Genomic DNA, 26040 nt, shown 5'->3' on the forward strand with positions numbered 1-26040 from the left:
TTAAAGAAAGTGTTGAATTTTCGAAAGAATACCTTCAGGCATGGCGTTCATCCGCCGGAGCATAAAGATGAAACAAATGGTTTACCCATTCGCCAGTTTCCTTTCGCTCCGGTGATTATTCTTCCGATGGTTCAGCACATAGGGAACCCTTCGGAGATTGTCGTCAGGGAAGGGCAGGAGGTGGTTCGCGGACAACTACTGGCGAAAGCCAATGGGTATATGTCCGTACCCGTCCATGCGCCTGTTTCGGGTACTGTTCGAAAAATAGCCAACGTTCCTGCGATTTCAGGCAAAATGGTGCCTGGCATTTACCTGCAAGCATTTCCATTTTCAAGCCAGGAAGTGCTCGAAGGTACACCCATTGAAGAAACAGCCTCGAAAGAGGAGATATTGCAGGCGATTCAAGATGCGGGAATTGTGGGCCTCGGTGGAGCGGCATTTCCCACACACGTAAAACTCGAGATTCCGGAAGGGAAGCATTGTGATGTTTTGATGATCAATGGCATTGAATGTGAGCCCTATTTAACCACCGATCATCGTGTCATGCTCGAACAGGCCGATGATATTTTTACGGGAATCAGATACCTGCTGAAGGCTACGGGTGCCGGGCGTGCCATTATTGGCATTGAAGCCAATAAACAGGATGCGGCTGATCATCTGGCAAGCAGGATTCCTGACGGTGCGCCCGTTTCCGTTGAGGTGGTTCCTGTAAAGTACCCCCAGGGCGCTGAAAAAATGCTGATCACAGCTTTGCTGGGCCGGGAGGTTCCTTCCGGAGGATTGCCCATCGAAGTAAATGTGGTAGTCGTTAATGTTGCCACTACCGCTGAAATAGGGCGACTTTTACCGCATGGGCGGGGTATTCAGGAGCGTGTGGTGACCATCACCGGCCCCGGTGTAAAAAAGAAAGGAAATTATTTGATCCCTGTCGGAACCCCCCTCCGGTATGTGCTGGAGCAGGTAGGAGCAGACGGACAAATCAGCGAAGTGTATATGGGGGGACCTATGATGGGCGTGGCTGTCTCAAACCTGGATATTTCCGTCGTGAAAGGCACCTCGGGAATTGTCGTTTTTACCGAAAAGGAAGTCAAAAGACCACAAAAAATTTATCCCTGTATCAAATGCGGGGCCTGTGTGGATGCCTGTCCCATCTCATTAAACCCTTCCAGGCTTGGCATTCTGGCCAAATTTGAAGCTTATGAGCAAATGACCGACTATCACCTGATGGATTGTTTTGAGTGTGGGGCTTGCTCCTATGTATGTCCTTCCAACATTCCCCTGGTTCAATATTTCAGATTATCAAAATCCGTGATACGAAAACGCCAAACAACTAAACAAACTGCCGAAAGTGACAAATAGAATCCTAAATATCAGTACATCACCCCATATCACCAAAGGTCTGAGCACGGATGTGATTATGCAGCATGTCGTATGGTCCCTGGTTCCGGTAGCCTTGTTTGCAGTTTATGCTTTTGGAATCAGTGCCCTGTTGGTGTTGGTAATGTCGGTTTGTTCATGTGTGTTAACAGAACACTTTTTATGTAAACTCTCTAAAAAAGAAAGTACCGTTTCCGACTGGTCGGCGGTCATAACCGGCTTGTTGCTCGGGCTTACCCTTCCGCCTGTTTTTCCTTTATGGATGACCTTTTGCGGAGGCGTGATCTCCATAGCCCTGGGAAAATTTATCTTTGGCGGACTTGGATACAATGTCTTTAACCCTGCGTTAGTAGGCCGGGCCGTATTGCAAGCCGCATTTCCCGTAGCCATTACGACCTGGTATCCCGCATTTCTCGACAACCGCTTTTCCACGATTGCCGCTTCGGTGCTGACTTTTCCATTGATGGCGCCCGCTGTTGACGGCACTTCCGGAGCCACACCGCTGGCAGCTTTCAAGTTTGACCAGGTAACTACCAATATCCCGGATTTGGCGTTGGGGCAGGTCAGCGGTTCGACAGGTGAAACATGTGCTATACTTATATTGCTGGGAGGAATTTACCTCGCCGCCAGGAAAATGCTGAACTGGCGGATACCAGTGGCTGTTTTAGGCAGTGTGGTTTTGTTGAGTGCGATTTTTCATTTGATCGATAGCAACCATTATCCTTCACCTGCTTTTATGCTTTTTTCAGGGGGCCTCATGCTGGGCGCGGTTTTTATGGCAACAGATATGGTGGCTTCTCCTATCACCCCGTTGGGTGTCGTGATTTATGGATCTATTATTGGCATCCTGGTCGTGGTGATTCGCCTTTGGGGAGGATTGCCAGAGGGGGTGATGTACGCCATTTTATTGGCCAATGCCATTTCCCCGCACATTGATACTATCATAAAACACAGGGTATACGGAACTTCAAAGCGCAGCAAATGAACTTGAACAAAACACAGCAAAACCCGGCTAACACTTCTGCAAATAGTTTCAGCATGCTCAGAGCCATGGTAGGCATCGGAATTCTTTGTGCCCTGATGATTGTACTGACTTATGAAGGAACTTTTGGAAGAATAGAGCAATTGAAAGCAGAAGCCCTGGAAAAGGCCATCTTCAGGGTAATCCCCGGGATTGTGAAATCGAGCGCCTTTCAGCTTGACCCCGACGGTAATTTTGTGGAGGCCAGCGAAGAAAATACAACACCGATGATTTATGCCGGTTATGATGAAAATGACCGACTTGTAGGAGTGGCGGTAGAGGCCAGCGGGCAGGGTTACGCAGATATTTTAAGAATATTATATGGTTATGATCCGGAATCTCAAAAAATTATTGGATTCTATGTGCTGGAAAGTAAAGAAACACCGGGACTGGGTGATAAAATTGAAAAAGACCCAAACTTCCTGGCAAACTTCGAAGCCCTGGATCTGTCTCTGAACGATGACCGGAGTGCGGTTAAAAACAGGGTTATTCCTGTCAAAAAAGGGGCTAAAGAAAATGCCTGGGAAGTAGAAGGGATTACCGGTGCCACCATTTCATCCAGGGCCATAGGGAATATCATTGGCGAGAGCACTGACTATTGGGCGCCGGTTATTTACAAAAATAAAGAAAAACTGATGTTGAATAGTGAAGAATGAAAAGGTATAAAAATGAGTAACTTAGTTCGGGACAAAAAAGATACGGATTTCTTTTCGTCGTTGAAAGAAAGCCCTTCTACAGACGAATTTATCAAAGGTTTGTGGCGTGATAATCCTGTATTTGTGCAGGTGCTCGGTATGTGCCCCGTGCTGGCGGTTTCCAACACCGCCGAAAATGCCCTGGCGATGGGCCTGGCGACGGCCTTTGTTTTGCTGATGTCTAACCTACTGGTCTCTTCCCTGCGCAATTTTATTCCGAAACAGGTGCGGATAGCCTCTTACATATTGATCATCGCCACCTTTGTCACCATTACGGACTATGCCATTCAGGCCATCAGCGTGGAATTACACAAAAGTCTGGGCGCTTTTATTTCACTTATTGTCGTGAATTGCCTGATTCTAAGCAGGGCTGAGTCTTTTGCTTCAAAAAATAACATCGGCAGATCCATGCTAGATGCACTGGGCATGGGGGTGGGATTCATTTTTGCCCTTTTTTGCCTCGGTGCCGTAAGGGAAGTGCTGGGGAATGGCACAATTTTCGGATTTTCATTGTTCCCGGAGGCATTCCAGGAATGGATTGTCATGATATTACCGGCTGGTGGCTTTTTCACACTGGCGGCCTGGTTGCTCATTTTCAATATAATACAAAAAAAAGGGTCTAAAACATGAATACGGAGTCACTTTGGTATATTTTCATCAATGCAAGCCTGATTAACAATTTTGTATTGGCCTATTTTTTGGGCATTTGTCCTTTTCTGGGTGTATCAGGCAAAATAGAAACGGCCTCGAAAATGGGGGGCGCGGTGACATTTGTAATGTTAATCAGTTCCATGTGCGCTTATGGTATCCATGCCCTTTTGGTAGCTATCGATGCCCCTTTTCTGCAATTGATCAGTTATATCGTGGTGATTGCCTCTACCGTTCAGTTGGTTGAAATGTTTATCAGGAAAATGAGCCCTGCCTTGTTCCGGACGCTGGGAATATTTCTACCCCTGATCACCACCAATTGCGCTATATTGGGTTTGGCATTGTTTCAGACCAACAAGGGGTATGGATTTATTGAAAGTTTTGTTTATGCCCTGGGGGCCGGGGCCGGGTTTACCCTGGCTTTGATACTTATTGCCGGCCTGCGCGAGCAGCTTGATTTTGCTGATGTGCCCGGTGTGGTGAAAGGTACAACGCTCACACTTCTGATTGCCGGTATCCTGTCATTGTCCTTTATGGGATTCTCAGGGCTGGGTAGTTAATAGCTTTAAACAAGAAAAATGATTGAATCATACATTATCGGTATTGGCGTGATCGTCACATTAATGGTCATGTGGATGGCAGTGCAGTCTTTCTGGCGAAAAACATTTTCGGATCACCTATCCGATGAAGACGTGCTGGCAGACAGAACGAGTTGCTCGAATTGCGGTTGCACGAATGTCTGCAAAAAAGAATCAGGTAAATTTCAACAAAAAAACATGCATGAAAACATAATCACATAAGCTATGACGCATTTAGCAGATTTTAAGATCGAAAAGCAATACCAGGCGACGGTTAAAAAAACAAAACGCCTCACTCCTGAAAATACTGAAGAGATAAGGGAAATATTGCTAGAAGTAAAACAGCCCGACTTTGAATGCCAACCTGATCAAAGTTTCGGTGTATTGGTAAAGGTTACGAGTGAATTTGGCAACACTTTTCATCACCGGCTGTATAGCGTGGCGGACCTGCCTGGCAAGGAAAATGGAAAAACGCTTATCACCCTTTTGGTCAAAAGGTGTTCTTACGTAGATGATTTCAGCGGTGAACTTTATCAGGGGGTAGGTTCCAATTACCTGTGCGATCGAAAAGCCGGTGATCCGGTAACCATTACCGGACCTTTTGATTTGCCATTTACAGTGCCCGAAGATAAAAGTTCCAACCTGATTTTGATCGGAATGGGAACGGGCATAGCACCTTTCCGTGCATTTGTAAAAAATATTTATAACAATGTCAAAGACTGGAAAGGCCAAATCCGGTTATTTTATGGGGCAAGGAGCGGGCTTGAGTTATTGTATATGAATGACAAGGACGGCGACTTAACCAACTATTACGATGAAGCGACATTTGAAGCATTTCACGCATTAAGCCCCCGTCCTCACTGGGCCGACCCGATTGCACTCGATGAGGCCATTGAGGGGCGGGCCAAAGAGATCATCAAGATGTTATCTCAGGCCAATACGTACATTTATGTGGCCGGATATGGAAAAATCAAAGATATGCTGGATAAGGCATTTTCAGGCATATTAGGATCGAGGGAAAAATGGGAAACGCGGAAGGCCGAATTGATCGCCGGGAAAAAATGGGCTGAAATCATCTATTAATACATTAGATACAGTATATTCAGGTAACAACTACTATTTGTGAATGAAGCATTAAACCTTTAAACATGTCAATCATCATTGCTGTTTCGTCTTTGGGTGGGCTCACCTTTGTTTTAGCCGTTATGCTGATCCTGGCTAACAAAAAACTCTACGTCTACGAAGACCCGCGTATTGATGTGGTGGAAGATTTGCTGCCCCATGCTAATTGCGGTGCCTGCGGTTATCCGGGCTGCCGTCCGTTTGCAGAAGCCTTGGTTGCCGGAAAAGCCTTGCCAGGGAAGTGTACGGTTAGTTCTGAGGAGGGGTGTGTGGCTATCGCCGATTATCTGGGTGTAGCTGTTGGGGCCGAAGAAAAGCTGGTAGCCCGCCTCGCCTGTGCCGGTGGTACCAATGTAGCCCGCAACCGCGCCAAATATCAGGGCCTCGGAACCTGTCAGGCAGCGTCCCTGGTTTCAGGTGGAGGCAAAGGGTGTTTCTGGGGCTGCCTGGGCCATGGTGATTGTGAAGCTTCCTGTGATTTTGATGCCATTACTATGGATCCCTTTTCACTTCCGGTGGTAGACGAAGATAAATGTACCGCCTGTGGCGATTGCGTGGAGGCCTGCCCCAAAGACCTGTTTTCCTTGCAACCCGTGAGCCGCCAGCTTTGGGTGGCCTGCAAAAACCTCGAAGCAGGAGACGAAATTCTGGAAGAGTGCCAGGTCGCCTGTACCGCTTGTGGAAAATGTGCCATGGATGCCCCTGGCAATCTTATAACCATGGAAAACAATTTACCGGTCATCGACTATTCCGAAAACCATCGCACCCAGGTACCCATTCAACGATGCCCCACCGGCGCTATCGTATGGCTTGACAAGCAACTGGGGGCTATCAAAGGGAAAGAAAGTAAAAAAATCATCCGCAAAGGCGAAAGAAATCCGGGTTTTTCTTGAGTTTAGAGAGTTGGCTTCCCAAGCCTGATAACCAACGGCGTAAGCATCCCTGGTCGTTGTACAACGCTTTTAGCAGGTATCCGGAAATGTTGTCAATGTCACTGAGATGAGCCCGGTTACGCCAAAGGTCTGTGAACATATCGTGTATACCATCCTGTACCATTTCACGGTCAGTGCTAAACCGGAGGCCATCATTTGATAACAAATCTATGTAGTCTGTATACAGCCGGGCAAAAGCTTCTTTGTTACCATTTTTAATTGATATCCGGAGACTGGCCTCATCATTTATCGTATCGGAGCATGGCTTTACTTCTCTCATTTTCATCATGACTACACTAAATCATTACAACTCTGTTAAGCAAGGAAAACATCCCGGAAGTTTCAGAGTAGAAAAATTTAAATAAAATAAAGATTTTTTTGTAGGATCAAAAAGGTAATGCTTGAGGTTTGAAAAAGGTACCAAACCTTTCAGAGGGATAAAACAAGCATTTAAAATCATTATAAAGTGTTTTTCTTTCATAGCTAATTCTATAATAATTGATTAATTTCGACCAGCTTTCAATAATGAAAACAAATAATTAAAAAAAGTATAAAAAAGTTTGTAAATACAAAATCAAACATGTGCATTTGTTTTAACATTATGCTCTTGGCAACATATCTTCATTTTTTTTACAATATTTTATAGCGAGGATGCCAAACCTTGAGCTTTTTTTATTCCCCCATTTACAGACTGGTTTCAACAAGCCTGTAGCAAAGCTAGGACCAGACAGCAGTTATTTTATCTTTAAAAGACTTTAAATGAAAAAAACAGCAATCTTAGTAGATGGGGGATTCTTTTTAAAAAGATATCGATACATCAACAAAATAAGAAGTTTGGATCCCATAAGGACAGCTAATGACTTATGGGGGATGTGTCTGAGACATCTAACTCAGGCTAAGGGCGAAGCCTTTGATTTATATCGAATATACTACTATGATTGCCTGCCTTATGACAAGAAGCAACACAATCCTGTTACCGGTAAATCCATCGATTTTTCAAGAACAGAACAGCATAGATTTCAGTTGGATTTCTTTGAGGAATTAAAAAAGAAAAGAAAAATAGCGCTCCGGTTAGGAGTTCTGGAAGATAAAAAGCGTTGGATGATAACCCCCTCTAAAACCAAAGCGTTTTTTAAAAAAAAAATGATGATTGATGACCTCAGGGAAGGTGATGTTCAATTTGACTTTAATCAAAAAAGAGTTGATATTAAAATTGGACTGGACATTGCAGCAATGACATTAAAAAACAGGTAGATCAAATTATCCTGGTGTCAGGCGATAGTGACTTTGTGCCGGCCGCGAAACTGGCAAGACGTGAAGGAGTCGATTTTTTACTCGATCCAATGTGGAACCCAATAAAACCTCATTTATTTGAACATATCGACGGATTAGTATCCAGAATCAAAAGACCCAATAATCACGATGCTTAATGTAAGAGCTTACTTAGGCCAATGCAAATAGATAAGTATATTTTTTTTGATAACTAGGTGTAATTGGCAATGGACAATTGACAGTTGAAAATTGACAATTATTTTATGGTATTCACCCTTGATTCGGCGATTATGAAATCGTCTCATCCTCTGATCATTAAGGCCATCGGATAGGGCAAGCGTCTCGGTTGTGCTTTCCAATGTCGTTAAAAGGCACGAGCGAGACGTGGATGTTGCATAACGTTTTCGACAAATTTCTTTGTGTCTCTTTGTGTCTTGGTGACTTTGTGGTTCACCATTTTTCACCACGGAGGCACCAAGACACAAAGAGACACGGAGGTTTTCGCTTATAAAATAAACAAACAAGCATATGTTTGAGTTGTGCAATAGCCAAGAGACGCTTGTGCCATACTTTAAAACCGGGTCTGCAACCCCCAAACTCCGCAAACCGGAAATCCGTAACCTCACAACCCGGAACCTAAAACAAAAGCCACCTGAAACAACGATTAACTCCAAAAAACGGTCGGCCCGAATAGGTTTTGCCTCGATTCACGAACGGGTCGGGGTAAGATAAAATATGCTTTATGCATTGATAAAATAAAAAAGCAAAAAATCGGCCGCTGATGTTAAATCAGATTGTTTGATTTTACATAAAATAGTATTACTATTACAGGGGTTTATTATCACCATAGTTTTAATTGTATAAGGACTAAAAAATGGCAATTCAGACCATCCTGTTTCCTACCGATTTTTCAGACAGATCCAAGAAAGCTTTACAACAAGCCATCTGTTTTGTAAAGGGCTCTTCTATGGAACTTATCATCTATCATGTCTATCACAGACCGTCTGTCGATGATGACAAAACCGCATCGCTGGAAGAAAAAGAAAAATCCGTAGAGAAAGCCTTTAATAACCTGAAAAGGGTATACCCTGAATTGGCGGATGTCAATCACACCTTCAGAAAAGAATTAGGTATTTCCACTGATAATATCATTGCGATGGCCGGAAAAGCCAACGCAGACATGATCATTATGGCTACTAAAGGCGCCAAGGGATTTGGTGAACTATGGGGGAGCAAGACAGAGAAAATCGTTGAAAATGTGAAAATCCCGGTGTTAGTAATACCTGATAATACCAGTTTGGAGGATATCGACCGCATTGGCCTGGCTTATGATTACAGGATTACAATCAGTACAGATATTCTGGCAAACATTGTGGCCACCGCCGAACGCCTGAAGGCCAATGTCGATATAATCAGTATCAATCTTGATGAGCGTTCCTTAAGCGAAGAAAAGGCCAATGTCAGATTGGACCTGAAGAAGCAACTCGAAAGCATACCGCATACTTTTAGCTATACACACCATACAAATGTCGAGGAAGGGATTATGCAGTATTGCCACAATAATGGAATTGATATGATATGTATTTTACCAAAATCCTACAATTTCATAGAAGAGTTATTCCATGAAAGCCTGACCAAAAAGATGATATTTCATAGCGATATCCCCCTTCTGGTGATTAAATAATTCTAAACATACATCTAAGATGGAACAACTAACAAATTTGGATAAACTCACTGAAAAAATATATCAGGAAGGGCTTAGCAAAGCGGATGAGCAGTCAAAAGAGATACTAAAGGAAGCTGAAAAACAGGCAGCACAAATCATCGACGAGGCCAGGGCTAAGGCTGACGAACTTATCAACACAGCCAAAAAAACAATAGAAAGGGAAACCAGAAGTGCTGAAAGCGAGATAAAGCTGAAAGGCAAACAATTAGTAAGTGATCTCAAGCATGAAATTAATCATTTGCTAAGAGAGAAAATAATAGACCATAACATCAGGGAATCGTTTGGTGATCAGGAGTTCTTAAAGTCATTGATCATAGAAATTGCCGGATACTGGAAATCAGAAGGCGAACTGGAACTGCGCTTACCGGCAAAAATAAAGGAGAAGGTGGACGGAGCACTTGAGCGTGGTATTGCCCATCATATCGACAACCTGACTGTTAATTTCAGTGACCGGTTTTCAGATGGCTTCAGAATAGCAAGAAAATCAGACTCCTACGTCATTACCTTTAGCGAAGATGATTTCATCGAGCTTTTTAGCAGCTACCTGAAAGAAAAGACCCGGACATTATTGTTTGTCGAAAAGCCATGAAGTATTATTACCTCATAGCTACCTTGCCGGATCTTTCCCTTGAGATTGAAACCGCAAATATCAACTTCGATGAAATAGTAGAAACCATAGAAAGAAACCTCACCAATGAGGATAAACAGATCTTCAAATACCTGATCTACCCTCATGATAACCGGAATTTGCTAAATGCTATCTTCAAAAAACATCATGGAATAGTTCCTTTGCCTTTTCAAAGACCCGCCGTTTTTAGTCCGGTGATTATTGAGGATTACGTACAGGAGCGATACAATTTTCCTGATTACATGGCTGACTTTTTGATGACTTTTCAGGAAAGGTTTTCAGAGATGGAGATGGTCGAAACAGAAACCCACCTGGTAGAAAGTTTTATTCGGGAAGTATCGCAGGTACCGGAGGCCTTTATTAAAGACTATTATTTTTTTGAAAAACACTTAAAAAGCATGGTGGCAGCTTTTAACCGCTCTCTCTATAACTTCCATGGTTCTGTGTCGGTATTGGAAGAGACGGAAATCAGCGAAAAGCTGGCCAATGAGGGTTCGGGGATGTCTGTTCTTTCCCAAGCCTACCCCTTTATAGTTTCACTTAGGGAAGCAATTCATTCAAAAAAACCATGGCTCATAGAGCAAACCGTCGATCAGATAAAATGGGAATTTATTGACCATTATAACAAGGAATTTTTTAGCAACCGGCATGTTTATGGTTATGTATTGAAACTTTTTATACTACAAAGGCGAGATTTATTAGAGCAAGCTGATACAAAAACGCATTTTGAAAGGTTAAATAAGCAGGTAGGGGCGTTTAGGGAGCTAATTTAAAGATTTCAGGTATGACAACAGGCATTATTTCGAGCATCATATCCAATTTGGTCACCATCGAGGCCAATGGCCCGGTAGGGCAAAATGAGATTTGTTTTATTATTAACCAGGGTATACGGCTAAGGGCCGAAGTAATCAGGGTCAATGGCCATACGGCCTCAGCACAGGTTTTTGAGTCGACACGGAGTATCAAAATCGGAGCGCAGGTGGAATTTACCGGGCGAATGCTGGAGGTGGAGTTGGGGCCGGGTATTTTATCCAAGAACTATGATGGGCTGCAGAATGACCTTCAAAAAATGGGTGGCCTTTTTCTTAACACAGGAGAGATAACCGATCCGCTGGACGACGATGTATATTATAGCTTCACGCCCCTGGGCCGGGTGCGGGATGAGGTGACTGCGGGCGACTGGCTTGGCCAGGTGAAAGAAAATTGGATCGAACATAAAATTATGGTTCCTTTTTACCTCGCAGGGCACTATACCATAAAATGGGTAGCTGAAGCGGGTGACTATAAAATCAGGGATAAAATAGCAACACTGGTATCGGGTGAGGGGGAGGAAATCCATGTTACCATGACGCAGAAATGGCCGGTAAAAGCAGCCATTAAAGCTTACAAGCAAAAAATCAGGCCTTATAACATTTTACAAACAGGGATGAGGGTAATCGATACCTTTAACCCTATTGCCGAGGGCGGTACCGGATACATTCCGGGGCCTTTTGGCACAGGAAAAACAGTGTTGCAACAAGCCATCGCCAAAAACGGCGAAGCAGATATTATTTTTATTGTAGCGTGTGGTGAAAGGGCCAACGAGGTAGTCGAGATATTTACCGAGTTTCCCGAACTTACCGATCCCCGTACGGGAAGAAAGCTGCAGGAAAGAACTACCATCATTTGCAATACATCCAATATGCCCGTAGCAGCGCGCGAAGCATCCGTATATGTAGGAATGACGCTGGCGGAGTATTACAGAAACATGGGACTGAAGGTACTTATGCTGGCTGACTCTACCTCACGATGGGCACAGGCCCTGCGTGAAATGTCCAACCGGCTGGAAGAGTTACCCGGACAGGATGCGTTTCCTGTGGAGCTGCCTGCAACAATAGCCAATTTTTACAGCCGTGCAGGCTTTGTGCGACTTAACAATGACAAATCGGGCTCAATCACATTTCTCGGAACCATATCACCCGCCGGGGGTAACTTTAAGGAGCCGGTGACAGAGTCCACCAGTAAAGTAGCGCGTTGCTTTTACGCCCTCTCACAGAAAAGGGCTGACGCCAAACGCTATCCGGCCATCGACCCGCTCGACTCCTATTCCAAATACCTGGATTATGTCGAGTTTCAGGAATATACCAACGCCCATATCCAGGATGGCTGGGTGGATCTGGTGAAAAAAACCAAAAACCTGGTACGCAAAGGCCTCGAAGCGCGGGAGCAAATTAATATTCTGGGTGACGATGCCGTACCGGTGAGTTATCATATGGATTTCTGGCGAAGTGAGTTGATAGACTTTGTTATCATTCAGCAGGACTCATTCGATGACATAGACATGAACGTGCCAATGGAACGTCAGAAATACATGATCAATAAAATTATTGATATATGTGATATGGAATTTGGATTTGAGGAATTTCAGCAGGTGTCAGACTATTTCAAACAACTTATTAACCTCGCCAAGCAAATGAATTACTCCCGTTTTGATTCCAGGGAGTTCAAGCAATATGAAGAGGAATTAAACCGGTTATTAGAAGAGAATGTTTCCACGAACAAAAGTGATGCTATAGCATGAAAACAAAGGCTTTTCAAAGAATATATACCAGTCTCTCGGCCATTACCAAGGCGACGTGCTTGTTGAGAGCCGAAAATGTGATGTATGAAGAGTTGGCCTGGGTAGATGGCAGGCCAGCGCAGGTGATAAAAGTGGTGGATGATATAGTTACGCTGCAAGTATTTCCCGGAACCGAAGGAATAGCCACAGAAGCTGAAGTGGTTTTTTCAGGGCATCCTCCGCAACTGAAGGTGGGTGAGTTGCTCTCAGGCAGGTTCTTCGACGCCTATGGCCACCCGATCGACGGCGGACCTGAACCCGATGGGGAAAGTCAGGATATTGGCGGCCCGGCCGTGAACCCTGTGCAACGTTCAAAACCTTCATCATTAATAGCTACCGGCATCGCAGGCATCGACCTGAACAATACTTTGGTAACCGGTCAAAAAATCCCATTTTTTGCCGACCCTGACCAACCCTACAACAATGTGCTGGCAGAAGTAGCTATGCGTGCCGAAGTGGATAAAATAGTGCTGGGCGGCATGGGCCTGTCTAATGACGACTACCTTTATTTTAAAAATACATTCACGCAGGCCGGTGTGCTGGATAAAATCATTTGTTTTATCAATACCTCCGAAAACCCGCCCTTGGAAAGGTTATTAATCCCACACATGGCCTGTACCGCTGCCGAACATTTCGCCTTTGAAAAGAAGCAAAAAGTACTGGTTTTATTGACGGATATGACTTTGTATGCGGACGCCCTGGCAATTGTGGCCAATAAAATGGATCAAATCCCCTCCAAAGACGCTATGCCGGGCTCCCTCTACAGTGACCTCGCCAATATCTATGAGAAAGCGGTGCAGTTTGCCCACGGTGGCTCAATCACCATCATTGCGGTAACGACCCTCAACGAGGGAGACATCACCCACGCCATACCTGACAATACAGGCTACATCACCGAAGGTCAGTTGTTTCTCAAACAGGATACAGATATCGGCAAAGTGATTGTGGATCCTTTCCGTAGCCTGTCTAGGCTCAAGCAAAATGTTATAGGCATCAAAACCCGGGAAGATCACCCTCAGGTAATGAATACCCTCGTAAGACTTTATGCCGATGCCAAGGAAGCAAAGACCAAACAGGAAAATGGTTTTGACCTGAATGAATATGATAAACGTTGCCTTCCATTTGCATTGGAATACTCCGAAAGGCTGCTGGCCATAGATGTCAATATTTCCATCGATGAAATGCTGGACATTGGCTGGGAGCTCATGGAAAAGTATTTTGAAAAATATGAGCTGGGAATTAAGGATAAGTTAATAGATAAATATTGGCCAAAAGAAAAGCAGCCAAGTAAGGTGGAAATGGTTAATTCAGAGGTATAGTAATCCGGGAATTGTGGATATATTCGGTCAATAACAGGTAAAAAACTAATGGCGCTTAAATATCAATATAACAAAAACGCCCTGCAGGATATAAAACGGCAGTTGAATATCCGTGTAAATGCATTGCCTATATTGAAACGGAAAGAAACTGCGTTGCGCCACGAGGTAAGAATTGTTCAAAAAGAGCTGAATAACCTTAAAGAAAAGTTGAAGTCTGCCAGGGCCCTGCAACCGGATTTTGGTAGATTCTGGGTAGAATTTCCGGATATTTTGCGGGTCGATTCATTGGATGTTGTCAAAAAAAATATTGTAGGTGTAAAAATCCCGTATTTGAAGGAAGTCAATTTCCGGATAAATTCCATTAACTGGTTCAACCGACACGCCTGGCTGCCGGCCGGGGTAGAAGCCTTGCAGGAAGTTATCCATACCCAGTTGCTCATCTCCATAGCTGAAAAACAAATAAACATACTCCATGAGGCCCGTAAAAAAACCACTCAAAAGGTAAACCTCTATGAAAAGGTACAGATCCCTGCCTACGAGGAAGCCATCAGGAAGATCAAACGCTTCCTCGAAGACAAAGAAAACATTACCAAGGCAGGCCAGAAAATCGTAAAAAAGAAAAATGATCTAAAACAAATACCGGTATGAAGCAGAAGATGAAGAAAATATCGGTACTTACCTTCTACAAAGACAAGGAAGAGACAACCTCACTGTTGCAGCAACTGGGCGTAATTCACCTGGAGACAGACAAAAATGCCTATGATGACAATATAAAGGAACATCAGGAATATCTGGTACAGATTAATAAGGCCATGCAAATTGTGCAGGAGGCCAATGGGAAAGAAAACCCCGGTAAGCCCAATGACATAGTTTCAGATCAAACACCCGGAGAAGCTACTTCCCGGATAATATCCCTGCAAAGGGAAATAGCGCTGAATTCCCAAAAAACAGAAGGGCTGCGGAAGGAGAGGCTCAAAACACTGCCCTGGGGTGATTTTGATAAATCAAAAGTGCAACTGCTCGAGCAACAAGGAATTCACTTTGCCTTTTACACCGCTCTGTCCAATGATTTTTATGATTTTGATTTTAAAGATACGGTCAGTCAATTAATCAGTACCGACGGAAAAAAAGTATACTTCGTCACCCTTGGCGATCAGCCAGCCACGTTACCATTTAACCAGGTACCACGGCCTGAAAGGACAGTATCGGAGATTGACACCGCCCTTGATAAGCTGGAAAGAAAGAATGAAGAATTTTTACAAGAAATCAGCTCATTTGGTGATTATTTAGAGAATTTAGAAAAAGAAAAACAGGAGGTCAACAACCGCCTTGAATATCAAACAACCCTCCTTAGCTATGCCGGGGATGAAAAGGGTCAGATCATCCACCTGAAAGGTTGGTACCCCAAGGCAACTGAGCATAAAGTGACCAGCACCTTGCAGAAACATGGAATCGTGCATATCACCGAGGAGCCCAAGCCTTATGATATTGTACCGGTTATGTTCAAAAATGATGGATATACACGCCTCTTTGAGCCCATTACCCGGATTTTTCAACTGCCACATTATTATGAACTGGATCTGACACCGCTGATTGCTGTGTTTTATCCTATCTTTTTTGCCTATTGCCTGGGTGATGCCGGTTATGGACTCATCGTGGCAGGGATTTCTTTGGCAGGTTGGTTTACATTTTTCAAGCATACCCGGAACATTGCCCTGCTGGGTTTGATCCTGGGTGTTTTTACCATGATAATGGGTATAGTGAAGTCAGGGAGCATATTTGGGATACCCCTTGAAGGCAGCGAAAATGTGCCGCTATTCAGTTATTTGTCCCGTTTTGTGTACATACCTGATGATCAGCGCTTTGTGTTTAACGCCTTTAATGTTTCGTTAATGATCGGTGTGATTCAAATACTGACAGGCGTAATATCTTCTATTGTCAATAAAGCAATGTACCAATCCGCTCTTGCAGCCATGCCACAGCTAGGAAAGTTGTTGATTATACTCGGTGTGCTGGTGTTATTTCTTGCCAATATGCAAAATGTGGAAGTATTTAAACCATACGTGCCTGCTGCCAAAATTGCCCTTTTTACAGGATTGGCGCTGGTACTGGTTTCTCATAATGTCACCTTACCTTTGCTTAAGAGAATAGGCAGTGGCATACTCCCCTTGTTTTTCATTTTCACCGGTATATTGGGAGATGTCTTGTCTTATGTCCGCCTTTTTGCATTGGGTGTGGCTTCTTCAGTACTTGGTTCAGTGGTTAACCAGATTGGCATGCAGATCATGGAAAATGGCTGGTGGGGGGTGTTGCTGGGTATTGTTTTTCTTCTCTTTGGACATGGCCTTAACCTGGTACTTGCCGTATTGGGTGCCTTTGTACACCCGCTGCGTCTCACGTTTGTTGAGTTTTACAACAACGCTCAGTTTGAGGGAGGGGGCGTTGAATATAAACCTTTTAGAAAATTAACCGATTGAATGAAAATAAAATTGATAAAATATGGAATTTGAGACATTACCTCTGACCCTGGCGTTTATCGGTATGGGTCTGTTGATCGGGTTACCCGGATGTGGCAGTGCAATGGGTACCGCCATAGGTGCAATGACGACCGTCGGCGTGCTAAAAAAGAAGCCTGAAGCCTTTGGATCTTGTATCGTATTGAGTGCCTTACCGGGTACACAGGGACTTTACGGATTTGCCGGATTTTTTATCCTTCAGGACCTGATCAGCCCGGAGATAACCCTGCTACAAGGTGCAGGTATACTGGGAGGTGGACTTGGGCTTGGGCTGGCAGGCCTTATTTCAGGCCTTTATCAAGGCCGCGTGTGCGCCAATGGCATTGACAGCATCGGTGCCGGCAATGACGTTTTCGGCCGTACCCTGATCCTGGCTGTTTTCCCGGAGCTTTATGCCATCATCGCCTTTGCCGCTTTGTTTCTTATCAGAGGGATACTTTAATTTCATTTTTGAAGTCATAGTTCATAATATAAATATAAGTCATAGTATGACTATTAAAAAATCAATGGCCAGTATATTCCCTGTTTTTCAGTATTTTAAACAATGACGACATGGCCCCCGATCTGAGTCATACTATGACTATCGTCTAGTCCACTCCCTAAGTCATAGTATGGCTATTAGAAAATCAATGGCCAGTATATTCCCTGTTTTTCAGTATTTTAAACGATGACGACATGACCCCCGATCTGAGTCATACTATGACTATCGTCTAGTCCACTCCCTAAGTCATAGTATGACTATTAGAAAATCAATGAACTTCGCATTCCCTGTTTTTCAGTATTTTAAACAATGACGACATGGCCCCCGATCTGAGTCATACTATGACTATCCCGCAACAACCCCTCTAAACTGATAGCCGGTTAGCAAAATAAGAAGATCCGACAATCAACAACCCACCCACCCATTGCATGGCGCCGGGTTGTTCTCCAATCATAACAACTGCATTGGCTACACCGAATACTGGAATAAGGGCTATATAAAAAGCAGCGCGGCTTACCGGGATGTCTTTTAGTGCAATAAGATAAAGAAGAAATGCCAAAGCGTATTGAATTATCCCCGAAGCAATAGCGAGTAGACAGTACCCTGGTGATATATTGTGAAAGCTAATTTCAAATCCCTGAAAAACAAAAGATAATACACCAAAACAAATGACGGTCACTATCAGACCTACCAACTGTTGCGAAGCAGCCAGTGAGGACTTATGGTCGCAACCTGTTTTTTGCTGATCAGCGTGTAAAGTACCGCAAAGACCACTCCCAGCAAGACCAATAAGTCACCGGTGAAAGAAGATTCGCGGGTATCACCGATATCACCTAACATCAGGAGCAACAGGCCACCAAAGCTGATCGCAGCTAACGACAGCTTGATATGACTTAATTTCTCACTCAGAAAAATAGCGGCAAAAAGAATTGTGAGTATGACTTCGGAGGCGCCAATCAGGGTAGCACTGCTTGCTGTCGTCATCTGGATTCCAAAGATACTGACCATATAAGCTAAGGCCGGTTCAAAAACCCCGGCATATCCCTTTTTCAGAAGGGGCCAGGAAACGGGTAGCTTTTCCCCCTGCACATAGCAGACTATTAGCAAAAATAAAACCCCTGAAGAAAGTTGAGTGATAAGCAGGGGAGTTGGGGCTATCCCGGACAAAGCCATTTTAGTAAGGGTAACGCCAATGCCCCAACAAAAAGCATAGCCGAGAGCTAGTAATACTTGCTTCATGACTTAATCAGGCGGTTATATTCCTCTTCCATACTAGCATCTTTTCATTCGACAGTAAAATTTCCTGATTAATATATATGTATTATACATATAATTTTGAATAAACCTTTGTTTTCAACCGGTAAATTTCCGGATTCAGCGATTTAACCGGCATATCAGTCAGCGACCCCTACGTGTTTTTCTACGATCAGGGAGAACTGTACACGATACATTCAGGAGAAGTTGATGGAAACTCCAGTATAAAGTCAGCGAAAAGGGCTGGTTAGTAAACAACATCTTTACTACACGTATTGCTATTACCAAACCGGTCGGTGCTGATGCCTGCCAAGAAAGAGCCCCAATGGTTGGCGTTAACCTACCGGCGAGCGATCGCCGGGCTTATTAAAAGATGAGCGCTTTTTGCTTTTCAAATCCACCAAAAAACCGCCAAGGCCATAAAATCCCCCAACTCTACCTTCAGATGCTTTAAAGCCCTGTGTAGCTGATTTTCTACCGTACGATTGGATATGTTGAGTTGGTCTGCTATTTCCCTGATAGAGCGATGCTCATACCTGCTCAGGCGGAAGATTTCCTGGCATCTAGCGGGGAGTGAGGAGAGGCTGTTTTCCACTGCCTGTTCCAAATCGTGCAGTATTATAGTTTCCTGGTTGGAGTTATCAACCCTTTGTTGATTAAAACGAAGAAAATCTTCCAAATACCGGGCTCTTACATCGCTTCGGTTAATGTATTTAAAGATTTGGTTACGCATTGCCCCGAAAAGATAGCCCGATAATGAGACCTGAATACTCAACTGATCTCTTCGCGCCCACAGGGATACAAAGACATCCTGAGTGAGTTCATAGGCCATGTCGGCAGGGCTTAAGCGCCGGTAAGCATAACTGTAAAGCCGCTCCCAGTAACGCTCATAGATCACATCGAATGCCTTCTCATCCCCCTTCCGGAGCTTTGAAACAAGTGTTTCATCGGTATCAATTTTCCTCATGAGCACTGAAATTGAGTCTGTTCAAAATCTTAATTAAGCAAAACTTCGATTTTTAAAAAAATAAAAATGCCAATGTTAACATTTTCTTCATCTTTTTAATTTTTTTTTCACGGCAGTGTGAGTAGCAGCAAGGTAAGCGTACTTCTTATAAAAAGGGGCAGTACTGATGTCAGAGCCAACACTATAGAAAAGATAAATGAACGAATCAACATTCAAAGAGATTCTTGACCGTCTGGAGCAGGGGATAGCCACAGAAGAGGAAAAAAAACTGATGGAAGCATGGCTAGATAATGTTATCATGACCACGTCAGAGACCTTTAAAAATAAAGCCGAAAAACAGGCCCTCAAACACAAGCTCAGGGCATCTGTCAGGAAAGAAGCCGGACTACCGGAAAAAGAAACCACTCATCGCCGAATACCGGGCACATACATTCGAAAGCCCCTGAGGTTAGCCGCCTCGCTGCTATTGCTGATTATTGCGGGCTATTTTAGTTGGACTGCTTACACTGGATTTATAGCGGCCGGATATGCTGTTGTCCGGACGCTATCCGGCGATAAGATCAGCAAGGTGCTGTTATCGGACGGAAGCATCATCTGGCTAAAACCCCAAAGTTCCTTGTCATACCCTCGAAAATTCCGGGAAGCGGGTTTCAGGGAGGTAACCATACAGGGGGAAGCCCTGTTTGAAGTAGCGAAGAAAGCAGACCAGCCATTCATCGTCCGGGCCAATGACATTACAACCACGGTGTTAGGTACAAGTTTCCACATCAAAACCCAAACGGCCGGCACGGAGGTAGCGGTACTTACCGGTAAAGTCAAAGTACAGGTTAACAGCACTGACAAAATAGTGGAGTTACTTCCTCTAGAAAAGGTCATTTACGCTCCCGCCGAAGGGCAGCTCACCAAAATTGCCCGGGAAGAGGTAATGCCGGTAGCTGAACTGGTGGCGGGTACGGAATATGATATGAATTTTGAAAACGCTACGGTTAGCGACCTGGCAAAGCGGATATCGGACAAATTCGATGTGAAGGTACGGGTAGCAGGAAACATGGGCCGGTGCCTTATTACGGCAGATTTTACCGATCAATCGCTTCAAAGTACTTTGGAGATGGTGACCGAGGTGCTCAATGCCACGTTTGAGGTGACGAAAGAGGAAGTGGTGTTGAGTGGTCAAAACTGTCAATAATCAAACCATCAAATGATAACAATGCAAAATAAGAATTTCATGAATACCTTACTCAGGCCACCGCCATAAAAGACAGGAGTGCGTCAACACTCCTGCCGACCCCGGCCTGGACCGGGGCTAGTATGCTGCTTCAATATTCCACCATCAAAACAGAAAACCGGGTAAATATATGATAAAAATTTTAACGAAAAGACTCATAATAAAGATTATGAGCGTAACTGTCATGCAACTGATACTGGTAATCCTGTCTGCCAGCTTTTCATTTGCCTTTGACAGTCGTGCACAGATACAGATATTGGAAAAGGTCGTTAGCCTTTCCATCCGCGAGGCCCCTCTCAAGGAGGCCCTGAAAACACTGGAAACACAAACAGGCGCTAGGTTCGTTTACAGTGAAAGCGCCTTGGATTTGACGACGGAAGTAAACATACAGGTTACCGACCAAAAACTGGGAGATGTGTTAGATGAATTATTAAGGCCATATGCTATAACATTCAAGGCCAAAAATAAACACTATATTCTCCTGACCAAAAGCACCCCTTCCCCAAAGGAGCCGGTTCCGTCACCGGCCGCTTCCCAGAACGCACCAGTTGACCTCAACCATACCCTTCAGGGCAAAGTATCCGATGAAAACGGCAACCCCCTGATCGGTGCCACGGTTCGGGTACATGGCACAAACATTGGTACCGTTACCGATGTCAACGGTTATTACCGCCTGGAAATTCCTGATGCTATGATCAATGCCGGTGAGCAATTGTTTCTGGAAATCTCTTTTGTAGGGTATGACAACGAGGTAATCGAAATAGGCAACCGCACCGTGATTGATGCTACTATGTTGCCATCGTTGGCATCCTTGTCGGAGGTGGAGGTTGTTTCTACAGGATATTATGAGGTAGAGCAACGTCTCAATCCGGGAAACATAGCTAAGGTAGATGCTAAGATTATTGAACGGCAGCCAGTGGTCAACCCATTGGAAGCCCTACAAGGGCAGGTAGCCGGAGTTTTCATAAGACAATCATCCGGGATTCCCGGAGCGCCCATCGATATCAATATCCGGGGGCTAAACAGCCTTAACAATGGTGATGATGGTCGTCCGGATGCCAACCGTCCATTCATCATTGTCGATGGTGTTCCATTTACCAATAATTCCCTTAACAGTGACCTGATTGGATTGCGAGACGGAAATCCTCTGGCAACACTCCGACCCGGCGACATTGAAAGTATTGAAATACTCAAAGATGCAGATGCCACCGCCATATATGGGTCACGGGGAGCCAATGGCGTTATACTCATTACCACAAAAAAGGGTAAGGCCGGAAAGGCAGGTTTTGATTTTGAGTTTTCTCGTGGTGTCGGGGAAGTCGCCAACCGGCTTGATGTATTAAACACATCCCAATATCTTGAAATGAGACGGGAAGCAGTGCTTAATGATGGCTCATTGAGCGCTAAGGATTCCATTGACTCGCCCGACCTTTTCCTTTGGGGAGAGGATAGAAACACGGACTGGCAGGAAGAATTACTTGGTGGAACGGCGGAACAAACTGATATACGTGCCTCTTTCTCGGGTGGCTCCGAAACCACGCAGTTCTTATTCACTACTAATCTTTTTAGCCAAACAAATGTTTTCAATTACGATGACTCCAAGTTTAACTCGTTCTCCGGACATTTTAATGTGACTCATAGGTCTATGGACAATAGATTTTTAGTGAATCTATCTACTACGTATTCCATCACTCACAATAATCAAAACGGAGTTAATTTCGCCGGTACTGCCTTTAATCTTTCTCCGAATACCCCGGTATTATTTAATGAAAATGGACATCTGAATTGGCAAGATCGATTCGAGAATCCATTAGCAGAACTTGAACAGGAATTTGAAAGTGATGCCAGAACCCTTGTAACCAGTGCTTCGCTTTCCTACGAGATCATAGAAGGGCTAAGTGTCCGGGCTAACCTTGGCTGCACTGACAATAATCTTGAGGAGATAAAAATATTTCCTTCCTCCAGCTTTCCACCCGAATTCGCTGTTGAAGGAGGCTCGTCCTTTGGTAACGGTCAAGAGCGCTCTTGGATCGTAGAACCCAAGATTTCCTATTTAAAAGATATTGGCTCAGGCAGCCTTAATGTACTGATTGGAACAACCTTTCAAGAATCGGTAAGAGAAAAGTTAACCATAAGCGGCCAAGACTATGAAACCGATATTTTGCTCAGGGATATTAACGCTGCCCCCGAAATAGTGATTCGGTCTAATACATTCTCGGAGTACCGATACGCAGCAGTTTATGCAAGGGCCAATTACATCCATAACGAAAAATATATTCTAAACCTCACGGGGCGACGGGATGGATCAAGTCGCTTTGGCCCTGGAAGGAAATTTGGTAATTTTGGCGCAGTGGGTGCAGCTTGGATATTCTCGGATGAATCTTTTGTGAGAAATAACCTTTCCTTTTTAAGTTTTGGTAAACTCCGGGGTAGCTACGGTTTGACAGGTAATGATCAAATCAATGATTATCAGTACGTAGATACATATTCACCCGATAATAATATCCGCTACAATGAGAACTTAGCATTAGTGCCGGCAAGGGCTGCCAATCCTGAGTATTCCTGGGAAGATAATGAAAAGTTTGAATTAGGTTTAGCATTAGGATTTCTGGGGAACAGGATCAATATTTCCGGTGCCTGGTTTAGAAATAAGTCTGACAATCAATTGATTGTCAGGCATTTATACCAGGCGACCGGGTTTAATCAGGTACAGTTTAACTTACCGGCAACCGTAGAGAATAGAGGTGTCGAGCTCGAATTCAGCGCCATTAATATATCTCAGGAAAATTTTCTATGGACCACCTCGATCAATTTCACCAGACTACGCTCGCCTGGCAAATTGGGTCAATACCTACACCGCCGGATCAAGTTCTTGGAATTATTCGTTTAAGTACAAAAATAATCTATTTGATGATCCAACAGGACCGGAATACTTCTCCCTTTTCAGATTAGCTGAGCAATACCTAATCAGGGCGGAAGCCCAGGCCCAGTTAGGCAACATCCAGGCAGCCTTAAAGGATTTGGATGTGGTTAGAAGCCGGGCTCAACTCCCATTACTTCAAGATACAAATCCGGGTATTTCTCAGAACGGTCTTCTCGAGGCCATCTACCAAGAACGAAGAATTGAGCTCTTTGCCGAAGGTCACCGATGGTTCGACCTGATAAGAACGGGGCGTGCAAACGAAGTGCTTAGCCCATTGAAAAAAGGGTGGCAATCTACCGATGTGTTACTTCCTGTTCCAGCCGAGGAGATCTTTAATAATTCAAATTTACTACCACAAAATTTAGGATACTAATCTATTTGTTATGGACACATTAAAAATAAAGAAGCCTGGTATTATTCTTTTTTGCCTGAGTTTTTCATTCTCAATCGCATGGGGACAAAGCGAATTCAAAGTAGGCGACGAGCTACCACCTGTTGTCTTTGACCAGATGGTAAACTATCCTTTCAAGAGGGTTAATGTAAATTTGCTCTCGTCTAACAAGCTAGTGATTTTGGATTACTGGAGTAAAGGGTGTTATCCCTGCATGGCTGATTTCTCCAGGTTGGATTCATTACAACAGGAATTTGCCAATGAAATACAAATTTTACCATGGTCAGCAGATATCCTAACGGATGTTGAAACAATTTTTACTAACATCATTACAGGTCGCAGGACTTTTATATTGCCCAGTGCAGCAGAAGCTAAGCTAAGTACCAGTGCTGAAAACTACGGCAGCAAACTTTGGATATATAAGAACGAAGTAGTTGCCATTACTGGTAAGAGGATGGTTAATCGTAACTCAATAAAGGCAGCCCTTCAAGGAGATTATCCAATAGATAAGGATATGATAGCCATGGAAAAGACCATTGCAGAGGTAGGCGATTTTTCACATAATATACTTACTAAGAATATGCTCTACGAAGGAAATGAGGAGCAATTTGAAGTGTTAATCACAAGAGGTATTCCCGGTTATCAATCGACAAGGGTAACTGACACCGAAGATTTCGCTCAGTTTTACGGGATGAGGTACATCAATTATAGCCTTTCAGATTTGTGTTATGTCGGTTTTGATGCAAATTATAAAGCGGTAATCGACTTGAAAAACCCGGATCATTTCCGTCCGAAGCGCAGCCATTATAACGCGTCGAATACGTATTGTCTGGAGATCATTTCAAAAGATTTTGGTGGTTATGATGTCAATACAGTCTATCGTGCTGCAAAGGAGGCGATAGGCAAGAGCCTGGAAAGAGCCTTTGGTATAACGGCTACTCGAGCGGTAAGAAAAGTCAAAGGATATGTAGTAAAAGCAATTCTAGGAGAAGAAAAGTTTTACGCACAAGCCGGGGATGGACAAGAGGTAAGCTTTGGAAGCTACCATATTAACTATTCGGCTGTTCCCATGGATCGGTTTTTAAAGCAAGTATGGTATGGTTTGATAGCCCGGGATAACACAGAGATAATTGGTCATATCTTTAATGAAACCAGCTATGAGGGCAATGTTTCACTCAACATCACAGCGGCTACCAACAATTTTGACGAGATGAAAAAGGCATTAGCTGAATATGGGCTAGACTTAACAATCGGTAAGAGGGAAAAAGAAGTTTGGGTAATTAAAGAAATAGAGTAATGAGATATTTTATCCTTGGCCTGTTAGCAATCAGTACTGCCAACGTATTTGCCCAAATACTTGAACCGGTTCAATGGAACTACCGGGTTTCAGAACAGTCTGTAAGCCCGGGTGATGAGCTAGAGTTAATCTTCGAGGTAGTGCTTGATGATCGCTGGTACGTATATGCTACTGATTTTGTCCCTACCGAAAAATTCGGTCCTGTTCCTACCAAGTTTGAATTTGAGCCGCATCCTACTTATGAGTTGGTAGGTGAAGTGGTCTCGTTGCAATCCAAAGAAAAGACCAACGACTTGTTGGGGCTTACCTTCCGGTACATGGATGAAAGCCCGGCGATCTTCAAACAGAAGGTCAAAATTTTGTCTAAAAATCCGGTAATCAAAGGTCACTATGAATACCAAGTATGTACCCTGGTGGATGGAAAATGCATTCCCGGCGATGATGAGTTTGTTTTTAACGTAGAAGTCGTAGAATAATATGGCGGCGGCCCATGACTTGTACATCGATTTTGGTTTTCTGAAAAATTCCAAATTCAGGAAATGTGTGTGCCAGGTTGTCAAAATTGGCAGATTTTCAGCATACCCCTTGGTAGCTTTAGCTATTGACAAAATCTCAAAGAATGAATTCACCCAGTGGATGATTGATAAGCGACACCCCGGCCAGCCTGTGCTGCAACAGGACGCCGATGGCAATGCCCTGGCTGCGCTTTTAAGTGATAATTATGTAACCAATTTCAGAAGATGGTCTTTTCAGAGAAAAAACCCGGATAATTATCACCCGGTAATGACCCCTGATGAAAAAGGGAAGGTGTATGAAATCCTCGATGCCGGTAAAGAGGTAGGAACCGATGCTTACTGGGCGCTTTTGATTGGCTATGCAAGGGAAGCGTCGAAGAAGTAATCCCGAATGATGATAGTCATCAATTAGTCATAGTATAACTATTGTTAAAATGATGCTTTTAGTATTTGCTATTTTTGGCACTTGAAATGGTCTTACGAGAAGGGTAGATTTGAGTCATACTATGACTGGGCAATGCAAGTTGTAGTCCATTAGTCATAGTATGACTATT

Annotated in this window: 28 protein-coding genes; 24 read left to right on the top strand and 4 right to left on the bottom strand. The window is 43.9% G+C overall.

Annotation, left to right across the window (positions count from 1 at the left end; translation table 11 throughout):
* Positions 1–9: 9 nt before the first annotated feature.
* The 8 genes from rsxC (at position 10) to AC04NP_RS20285 (ending at position 6334) form a co-directional block, all read left to right on the top strand.
* A complete protein-coding gene (rsxC, locus tag AC04NP_RS20250) occupies positions 10–1359 on the top strand; it encodes an electron transport complex subunit RsxC (RefSeq protein ID WP_482861758.1) in 1350 nt (449 codons plus the stop codon).
* On the top strand, positions 1349–2362 hold the full coding sequence (locus tag AC04NP_RS20255; RefSeq protein WP_482861759.1) for an RnfABCDGE type electron transport complex subunit D: 1014 nt from the start codon (positions 1349–1351) through the stop codon (positions 2360–2362). The genes rsxC and AC04NP_RS20255 overlap by 11 nt, the downstream gene beginning before the upstream one ends.
* The gene (locus AC04NP_RS20260) at positions 2359–3054 is read left to right on the top strand and encodes an RnfABCDGE type electron transport complex subunit G (RefSeq protein WP_482861760.1); all 696 of its coding nucleotides are present in this window, start codon (positions 2359–2361) and stop codon (positions 3052–3054) included. The genes AC04NP_RS20255 and AC04NP_RS20260 overlap by 4 nt, the downstream gene beginning before the upstream one ends.
* A gap of 12 nt (positions 3055–3066) precedes the next feature.
* Positions 3067–3723, top strand: a complete 657-nt coding sequence (gene rsxE, locus AC04NP_RS20265) for an electron transport complex subunit RsxE (protein WP_482861761.1) — start codon at positions 3067–3069, stop codon at positions 3721–3723.
* Entirely contained in the window at positions 3720–4301 is a 582-nt protein-coding gene (locus AC04NP_RS20270; RefSeq protein ID WP_482861762.1) for an electron transport complex protein RnfA, read from the top strand. Before rsxE ends, AC04NP_RS20270 begins: the two co-directional genes overlap by 4 nt.
* Before the next feature lie 18 nt (positions 4302–4319).
* Positions 4320–4541 (top strand): hypothetical protein, encoded by a 222-nt coding sequence (locus AC04NP_RS20275; protein ID WP_482861763.1) that lies wholly within the window; start codon positions 4320–4322, stop codon positions 4539–4541.
* Positions 4542–4544: 3 nt separating this feature from the next.
* The gene (locus AC04NP_RS20280) at positions 4545–5402 is read left to right on the top strand and encodes a ferredoxin reductase domain-containing protein (protein WP_482861764.1); all 858 of its coding nucleotides are present in this window, start codon (positions 4545–4547) and stop codon (positions 5400–5402) included.
* 65 nt (positions 5403–5467) lie between these two features.
* Positions 5468–6334: an RnfABCDGE type electron transport complex subunit B gene (locus tag AC04NP_RS20285; protein WP_482861765.1), complete on the top strand. Its 867-nt coding sequence runs from the start codon at positions 5468–5470 to the stop codon at positions 6332–6334.
* Here AC04NP_RS20285 and AC04NP_RS20290 read toward each other — a convergent pair.
* Positions 6297–6653: a sigma-70 family RNA polymerase sigma factor gene (locus tag AC04NP_RS20290; protein ID WP_482861766.1), complete on the bottom strand. Its 357-nt coding sequence runs from the start codon at positions 6651–6653 to the stop codon at positions 6297–6299. The genes AC04NP_RS20285 and AC04NP_RS20290 overlap by 38 nt on opposite strands.
* 479 nt (positions 6654–7132) lie before the next feature.
* On the opposite strand from AC04NP_RS20290, the gene AC04NP_RS20295 reads away from it, so the two are divergent.
* From AC04NP_RS20295 to AC04NP_RS20340, 10 genes are all read left to right on the top strand, one after another.
* A complete protein-coding gene (locus tag AC04NP_RS20295; RefSeq protein WP_482861767.1) occupies positions 7133–7627 on the top strand; it encodes a PIN domain-containing protein in 495 nt (164 codons plus the stop codon).
* A gap of 14 nt (positions 7628–7641) precedes the next feature.
* On the top strand, positions 7642–7803 hold the full coding sequence (locus AC04NP_RS20300) for a hypothetical protein (protein ID WP_482861768.1): 162 nt from the start codon (positions 7642–7644) through the stop codon (positions 7801–7803).
* 716 nt (positions 7804–8519) lie between these two features.
* Entirely contained in the window at positions 8520–9329 is an 810-nt protein-coding gene (locus AC04NP_RS20305) for a universal stress protein (protein WP_482861769.1), read from the top strand.
* A gap of 19 nt (positions 9330–9348) precedes the next feature.
* A complete protein-coding gene (locus AC04NP_RS20310) occupies positions 9349–9960 on the top strand; it encodes an HrpE/YscL family type III secretion apparatus protein (RefSeq protein WP_482861770.1) in 612 nt (203 codons plus the stop codon).
* Complete coding sequence (locus tag AC04NP_RS20315; RefSeq protein WP_482861771.1) at positions 9957–10772, top strand: DUF2764 family protein; 816 nt, start codon at positions 9957–9959, stop codon at positions 10770–10772. The genes AC04NP_RS20310 and AC04NP_RS20315 overlap by 4 nt, the downstream gene beginning before the upstream one ends.
* Before the next feature lie 11 nt (positions 10773–10783).
* Complete coding sequence (locus tag AC04NP_RS20320; RefSeq protein ID WP_482861772.1) at positions 10784–12559, top strand: V-type ATP synthase subunit A; 1776 nt, start codon at positions 10784–10786, stop codon at positions 12557–12559.
* Complete coding sequence (locus AC04NP_RS20325) at positions 12556–13917, top strand: V-type ATP synthase subunit B (RefSeq protein ID WP_482861773.1); 1362 nt, start codon at positions 12556–12558, stop codon at positions 13915–13917. The genes AC04NP_RS20320 and AC04NP_RS20325 overlap by 4 nt, the downstream gene beginning before the upstream one ends.
* 48 nt (positions 13918–13965) lie before the next feature.
* On the top strand, positions 13966–14565 hold the full coding sequence (locus AC04NP_RS20330; protein WP_482861774.1) for a V-type ATP synthase subunit D: 600 nt from the start codon (positions 13966–13968) through the stop codon (positions 14563–14565).
* Complete coding sequence (locus AC04NP_RS20335) at positions 14562–16394, top strand: V-type ATP synthase subunit I (RefSeq protein ID WP_482861775.1); 1833 nt, start codon at positions 14562–14564, stop codon at positions 16392–16394. Before AC04NP_RS20330 ends, AC04NP_RS20335 begins: the two co-directional genes overlap by 4 nt.
* Before the next feature lie 22 nt (positions 16395–16416).
* Positions 16417–16875: an ATPase gene (locus AC04NP_RS20340; protein ID WP_482861776.1), complete on the top strand. Its 459-nt coding sequence runs from the start codon at positions 16417–16419 to the stop codon at positions 16873–16875.
* 403 nt (positions 16876–17278) lie between these two features.
* On the opposite strand, the gene AC04NP_RS20345 is transcribed toward AC04NP_RS20340, so the two are convergent.
* From AC04NP_RS20345 to AC04NP_RS20355, 3 genes are all read right to left on the bottom strand, one after another.
* A complete protein-coding gene (locus AC04NP_RS20345) occupies positions 17279–17593 on the bottom strand; it encodes an EamA family transporter (protein WP_482861786.1) in 315 nt (104 codons plus the stop codon).
* Between the two features lie 8 nt (positions 17594–17601).
* A complete protein-coding gene (locus tag AC04NP_RS20350; RefSeq protein WP_482861777.1) occupies positions 17602–18153 on the bottom strand; it encodes a DMT family transporter in 552 nt (183 codons plus the stop codon).
* A 406-nt stretch (positions 18154–18559) separates the two neighbouring features.
* Positions 18560–19135 (bottom strand): RNA polymerase sigma-70 factor, encoded by a 576-nt coding sequence (locus AC04NP_RS20355; RefSeq protein ID WP_482861778.1) that lies wholly within the window; start codon positions 19133–19135, stop codon positions 18560–18562.
* A gap of 196 nt (positions 19136–19331) precedes the next feature.
* On the opposite strand from AC04NP_RS20355, the gene AC04NP_RS20360 reads away from it, so the two are divergent.
* The 6 genes from AC04NP_RS20360 (at position 19332) to AC04NP_RS20385 (ending at position 25871) form a co-directional block, all read left to right on the top strand.
* Positions 19332–20321, top strand: coding sequence for a FecR family protein (locus AC04NP_RS20360; protein ID WP_482861779.1), 990 nt, complete (start codon positions 19332–19334; stop codon positions 20319–20321).
* A 208-nt stretch (positions 20322–20529) separates the two neighbouring features.
* Entirely contained in the window at positions 20530–23250 is a 2721-nt protein-coding gene (locus tag AC04NP_RS20365) for a SusC/RagA family TonB-linked outer membrane protein (protein ID WP_482861780.1), read from the top strand.
* Positions 23192–23656 (top strand): RagB/SusD family nutrient uptake outer membrane protein, encoded by a 465-nt coding sequence (locus AC04NP_RS20370; RefSeq protein ID WP_482861787.1) that lies wholly within the window; start codon positions 23192–23194, stop codon positions 23654–23656. The genes AC04NP_RS20365 and AC04NP_RS20370 overlap by 59 nt, the downstream gene beginning before the upstream one ends.
* Before the next feature lie 10 nt (positions 23657–23666).
* Positions 23667–24971: a YbbN family protein gene (locus AC04NP_RS20375; RefSeq protein WP_482861781.1), complete on the top strand. Its 1305-nt coding sequence runs from the start codon at positions 23667–23669 to the stop codon at positions 24969–24971.
* Positions 24971–25447, top strand: coding sequence for a protein-disulfide reductase DsbD domain-containing protein (locus tag AC04NP_RS20380; protein WP_482861782.1), 477 nt, complete (start codon positions 24971–24973; stop codon positions 25445–25447). The genes AC04NP_RS20375 and AC04NP_RS20380 overlap by 1 nt, the downstream gene beginning before the upstream one ends.
* Position 25448: 1 nt before the next feature.
* Positions 25449–25871: a hypothetical protein gene (locus tag AC04NP_RS20385; protein ID WP_482861783.1), complete on the top strand. Its 423-nt coding sequence runs from the start codon at positions 25449–25451 to the stop codon at positions 25869–25871.
* The last annotated feature ends 169 nt before the right edge of the window (positions 25872–26040 follow it).

The organism is Agaribacillus sp. DX54 (genome assembly GCF_056858335.1).

Coding starts and splice junctions, on each gene's coding strand:
- AC04NP_RS20270 (WP_482861762.1), top strand. CDS start 3,720: ATGAATACGGAGTCACTTTGGTATATTTTCATCAATGCAAGCCTGATT.
- AC04NP_RS20275 (WP_482861763.1), top strand. CDS start 4,320: ATGATTGAATCATACATTATCGGTATTGGCGTGATCGTCACATTAATG.
- AC04NP_RS20320 (WP_482861772.1), top strand. CDS start 10,784: ATGACAACAGGCATTATTTCGAGCATCATATCCAATTTGGTCACCATC.
- AC04NP_RS20305 (WP_482861769.1), top strand. CDS start 8,520: ATGGCAATTCAGACCATCCTGTTTCCTACCGATTTTTCAGACAGATCC.
- AC04NP_RS20380 (WP_482861782.1), top strand. CDS start 24,971: ATGAGATATTTTATCCTTGGCCTGTTAGCAATCAGTACTGCCAACGTA.
- AC04NP_RS20290 (WP_482861766.1), bottom strand. CDS start 6,653: ATGAGAGAAGTAAAGCCATGCTCCGATACGATAAATGATGAGGCCAGT.
- AC04NP_RS20295 (WP_482861767.1), top strand. CDS start 7,133: ATGAAAAAAACAGCAATCTTAGTAGATGGGGGATTCTTTTTAAAAAGA.
- AC04NP_RS20280 (WP_482861764.1), top strand. CDS start 4,545: ATGACGCATTTAGCAGATTTTAAGATCGAAAAGCAATACCAGGCGACG.
- AC04NP_RS20335 (WP_482861775.1), top strand. CDS start 14,562: ATGAAGCAGAAGATGAAGAAAATATCGGTACTTACCTTCTACAAAGAC.
- AC04NP_RS20285 (WP_482861765.1), top strand. CDS start 5,468: ATGTCAATCATCATTGCTGTTTCGTCTTTGGGTGGGCTCACCTTTGTT.
- AC04NP_RS20360 (WP_482861779.1), top strand. CDS start 19,332: ATGAACGAATCAACATTCAAAGAGATTCTTGACCGTCTGGAGCAGGGG.
- AC04NP_RS20330 (WP_482861774.1), top strand. CDS start 13,966: ATGGCGCTTAAATATCAATATAACAAAAACGCCCTGCAGGATATAAAA.
- AC04NP_RS20315 (WP_482861771.1), top strand. CDS start 9,957: ATGAAGTATTATTACCTCATAGCTACCTTGCCGGATCTTTCCCTTGAG.
- AC04NP_RS20340 (WP_482861776.1), top strand. CDS start 16,417: ATGGAATTTGAGACATTACCTCTGACCCTGGCGTTTATCGGTATGGGT.
- AC04NP_RS20355 (WP_482861778.1), bottom strand. CDS start 19,135: ATGAGGAAAATTGATACCGATGAAACACTTGTTTCAAAGCTCCGGAAG.
- AC04NP_RS20385 (WP_482861783.1), top strand. CDS start 25,449: ATGGCGGCGGCCCATGACTTGTACATCGATTTTGGTTTTCTGAAAAAT.
- AC04NP_RS20310 (WP_482861770.1), top strand. CDS start 9,349: ATGGAACAACTAACAAATTTGGATAAACTCACTGAAAAAATATATCAG.
- AC04NP_RS20325 (WP_482861773.1), top strand. CDS start 12,556: ATGAAAACAAAGGCTTTTCAAAGAATATATACCAGTCTCTCGGCCATT.
- AC04NP_RS20375 (WP_482861781.1), top strand. CDS start 23,667: ATGGACACATTAAAAATAAAGAAGCCTGGTATTATTCTTTTTTGCCTG.
- AC04NP_RS20260 (WP_482861760.1), top strand. CDS start 2,359: ATGAACTTGAACAAAACACAGCAAAACCCGGCTAACACTTCTGCAAAT.
- rsxE (WP_482861761.1), top strand. CDS start 3,067: ATGAGTAACTTAGTTCGGGACAAAAAAGATACGGATTTCTTTTCGTCG.
- AC04NP_RS20350 (WP_482861777.1), bottom strand. CDS start 18,153: ATGAAGCAAGTATTACTAGCTCTCGGCTATGCTTTTTGTTGGGGCATT.
- AC04NP_RS20365 (WP_482861780.1), top strand. CDS start 20,530: ATGAGCGTAACTGTCATGCAACTGATACTGGTAATCCTGTCTGCCAGC.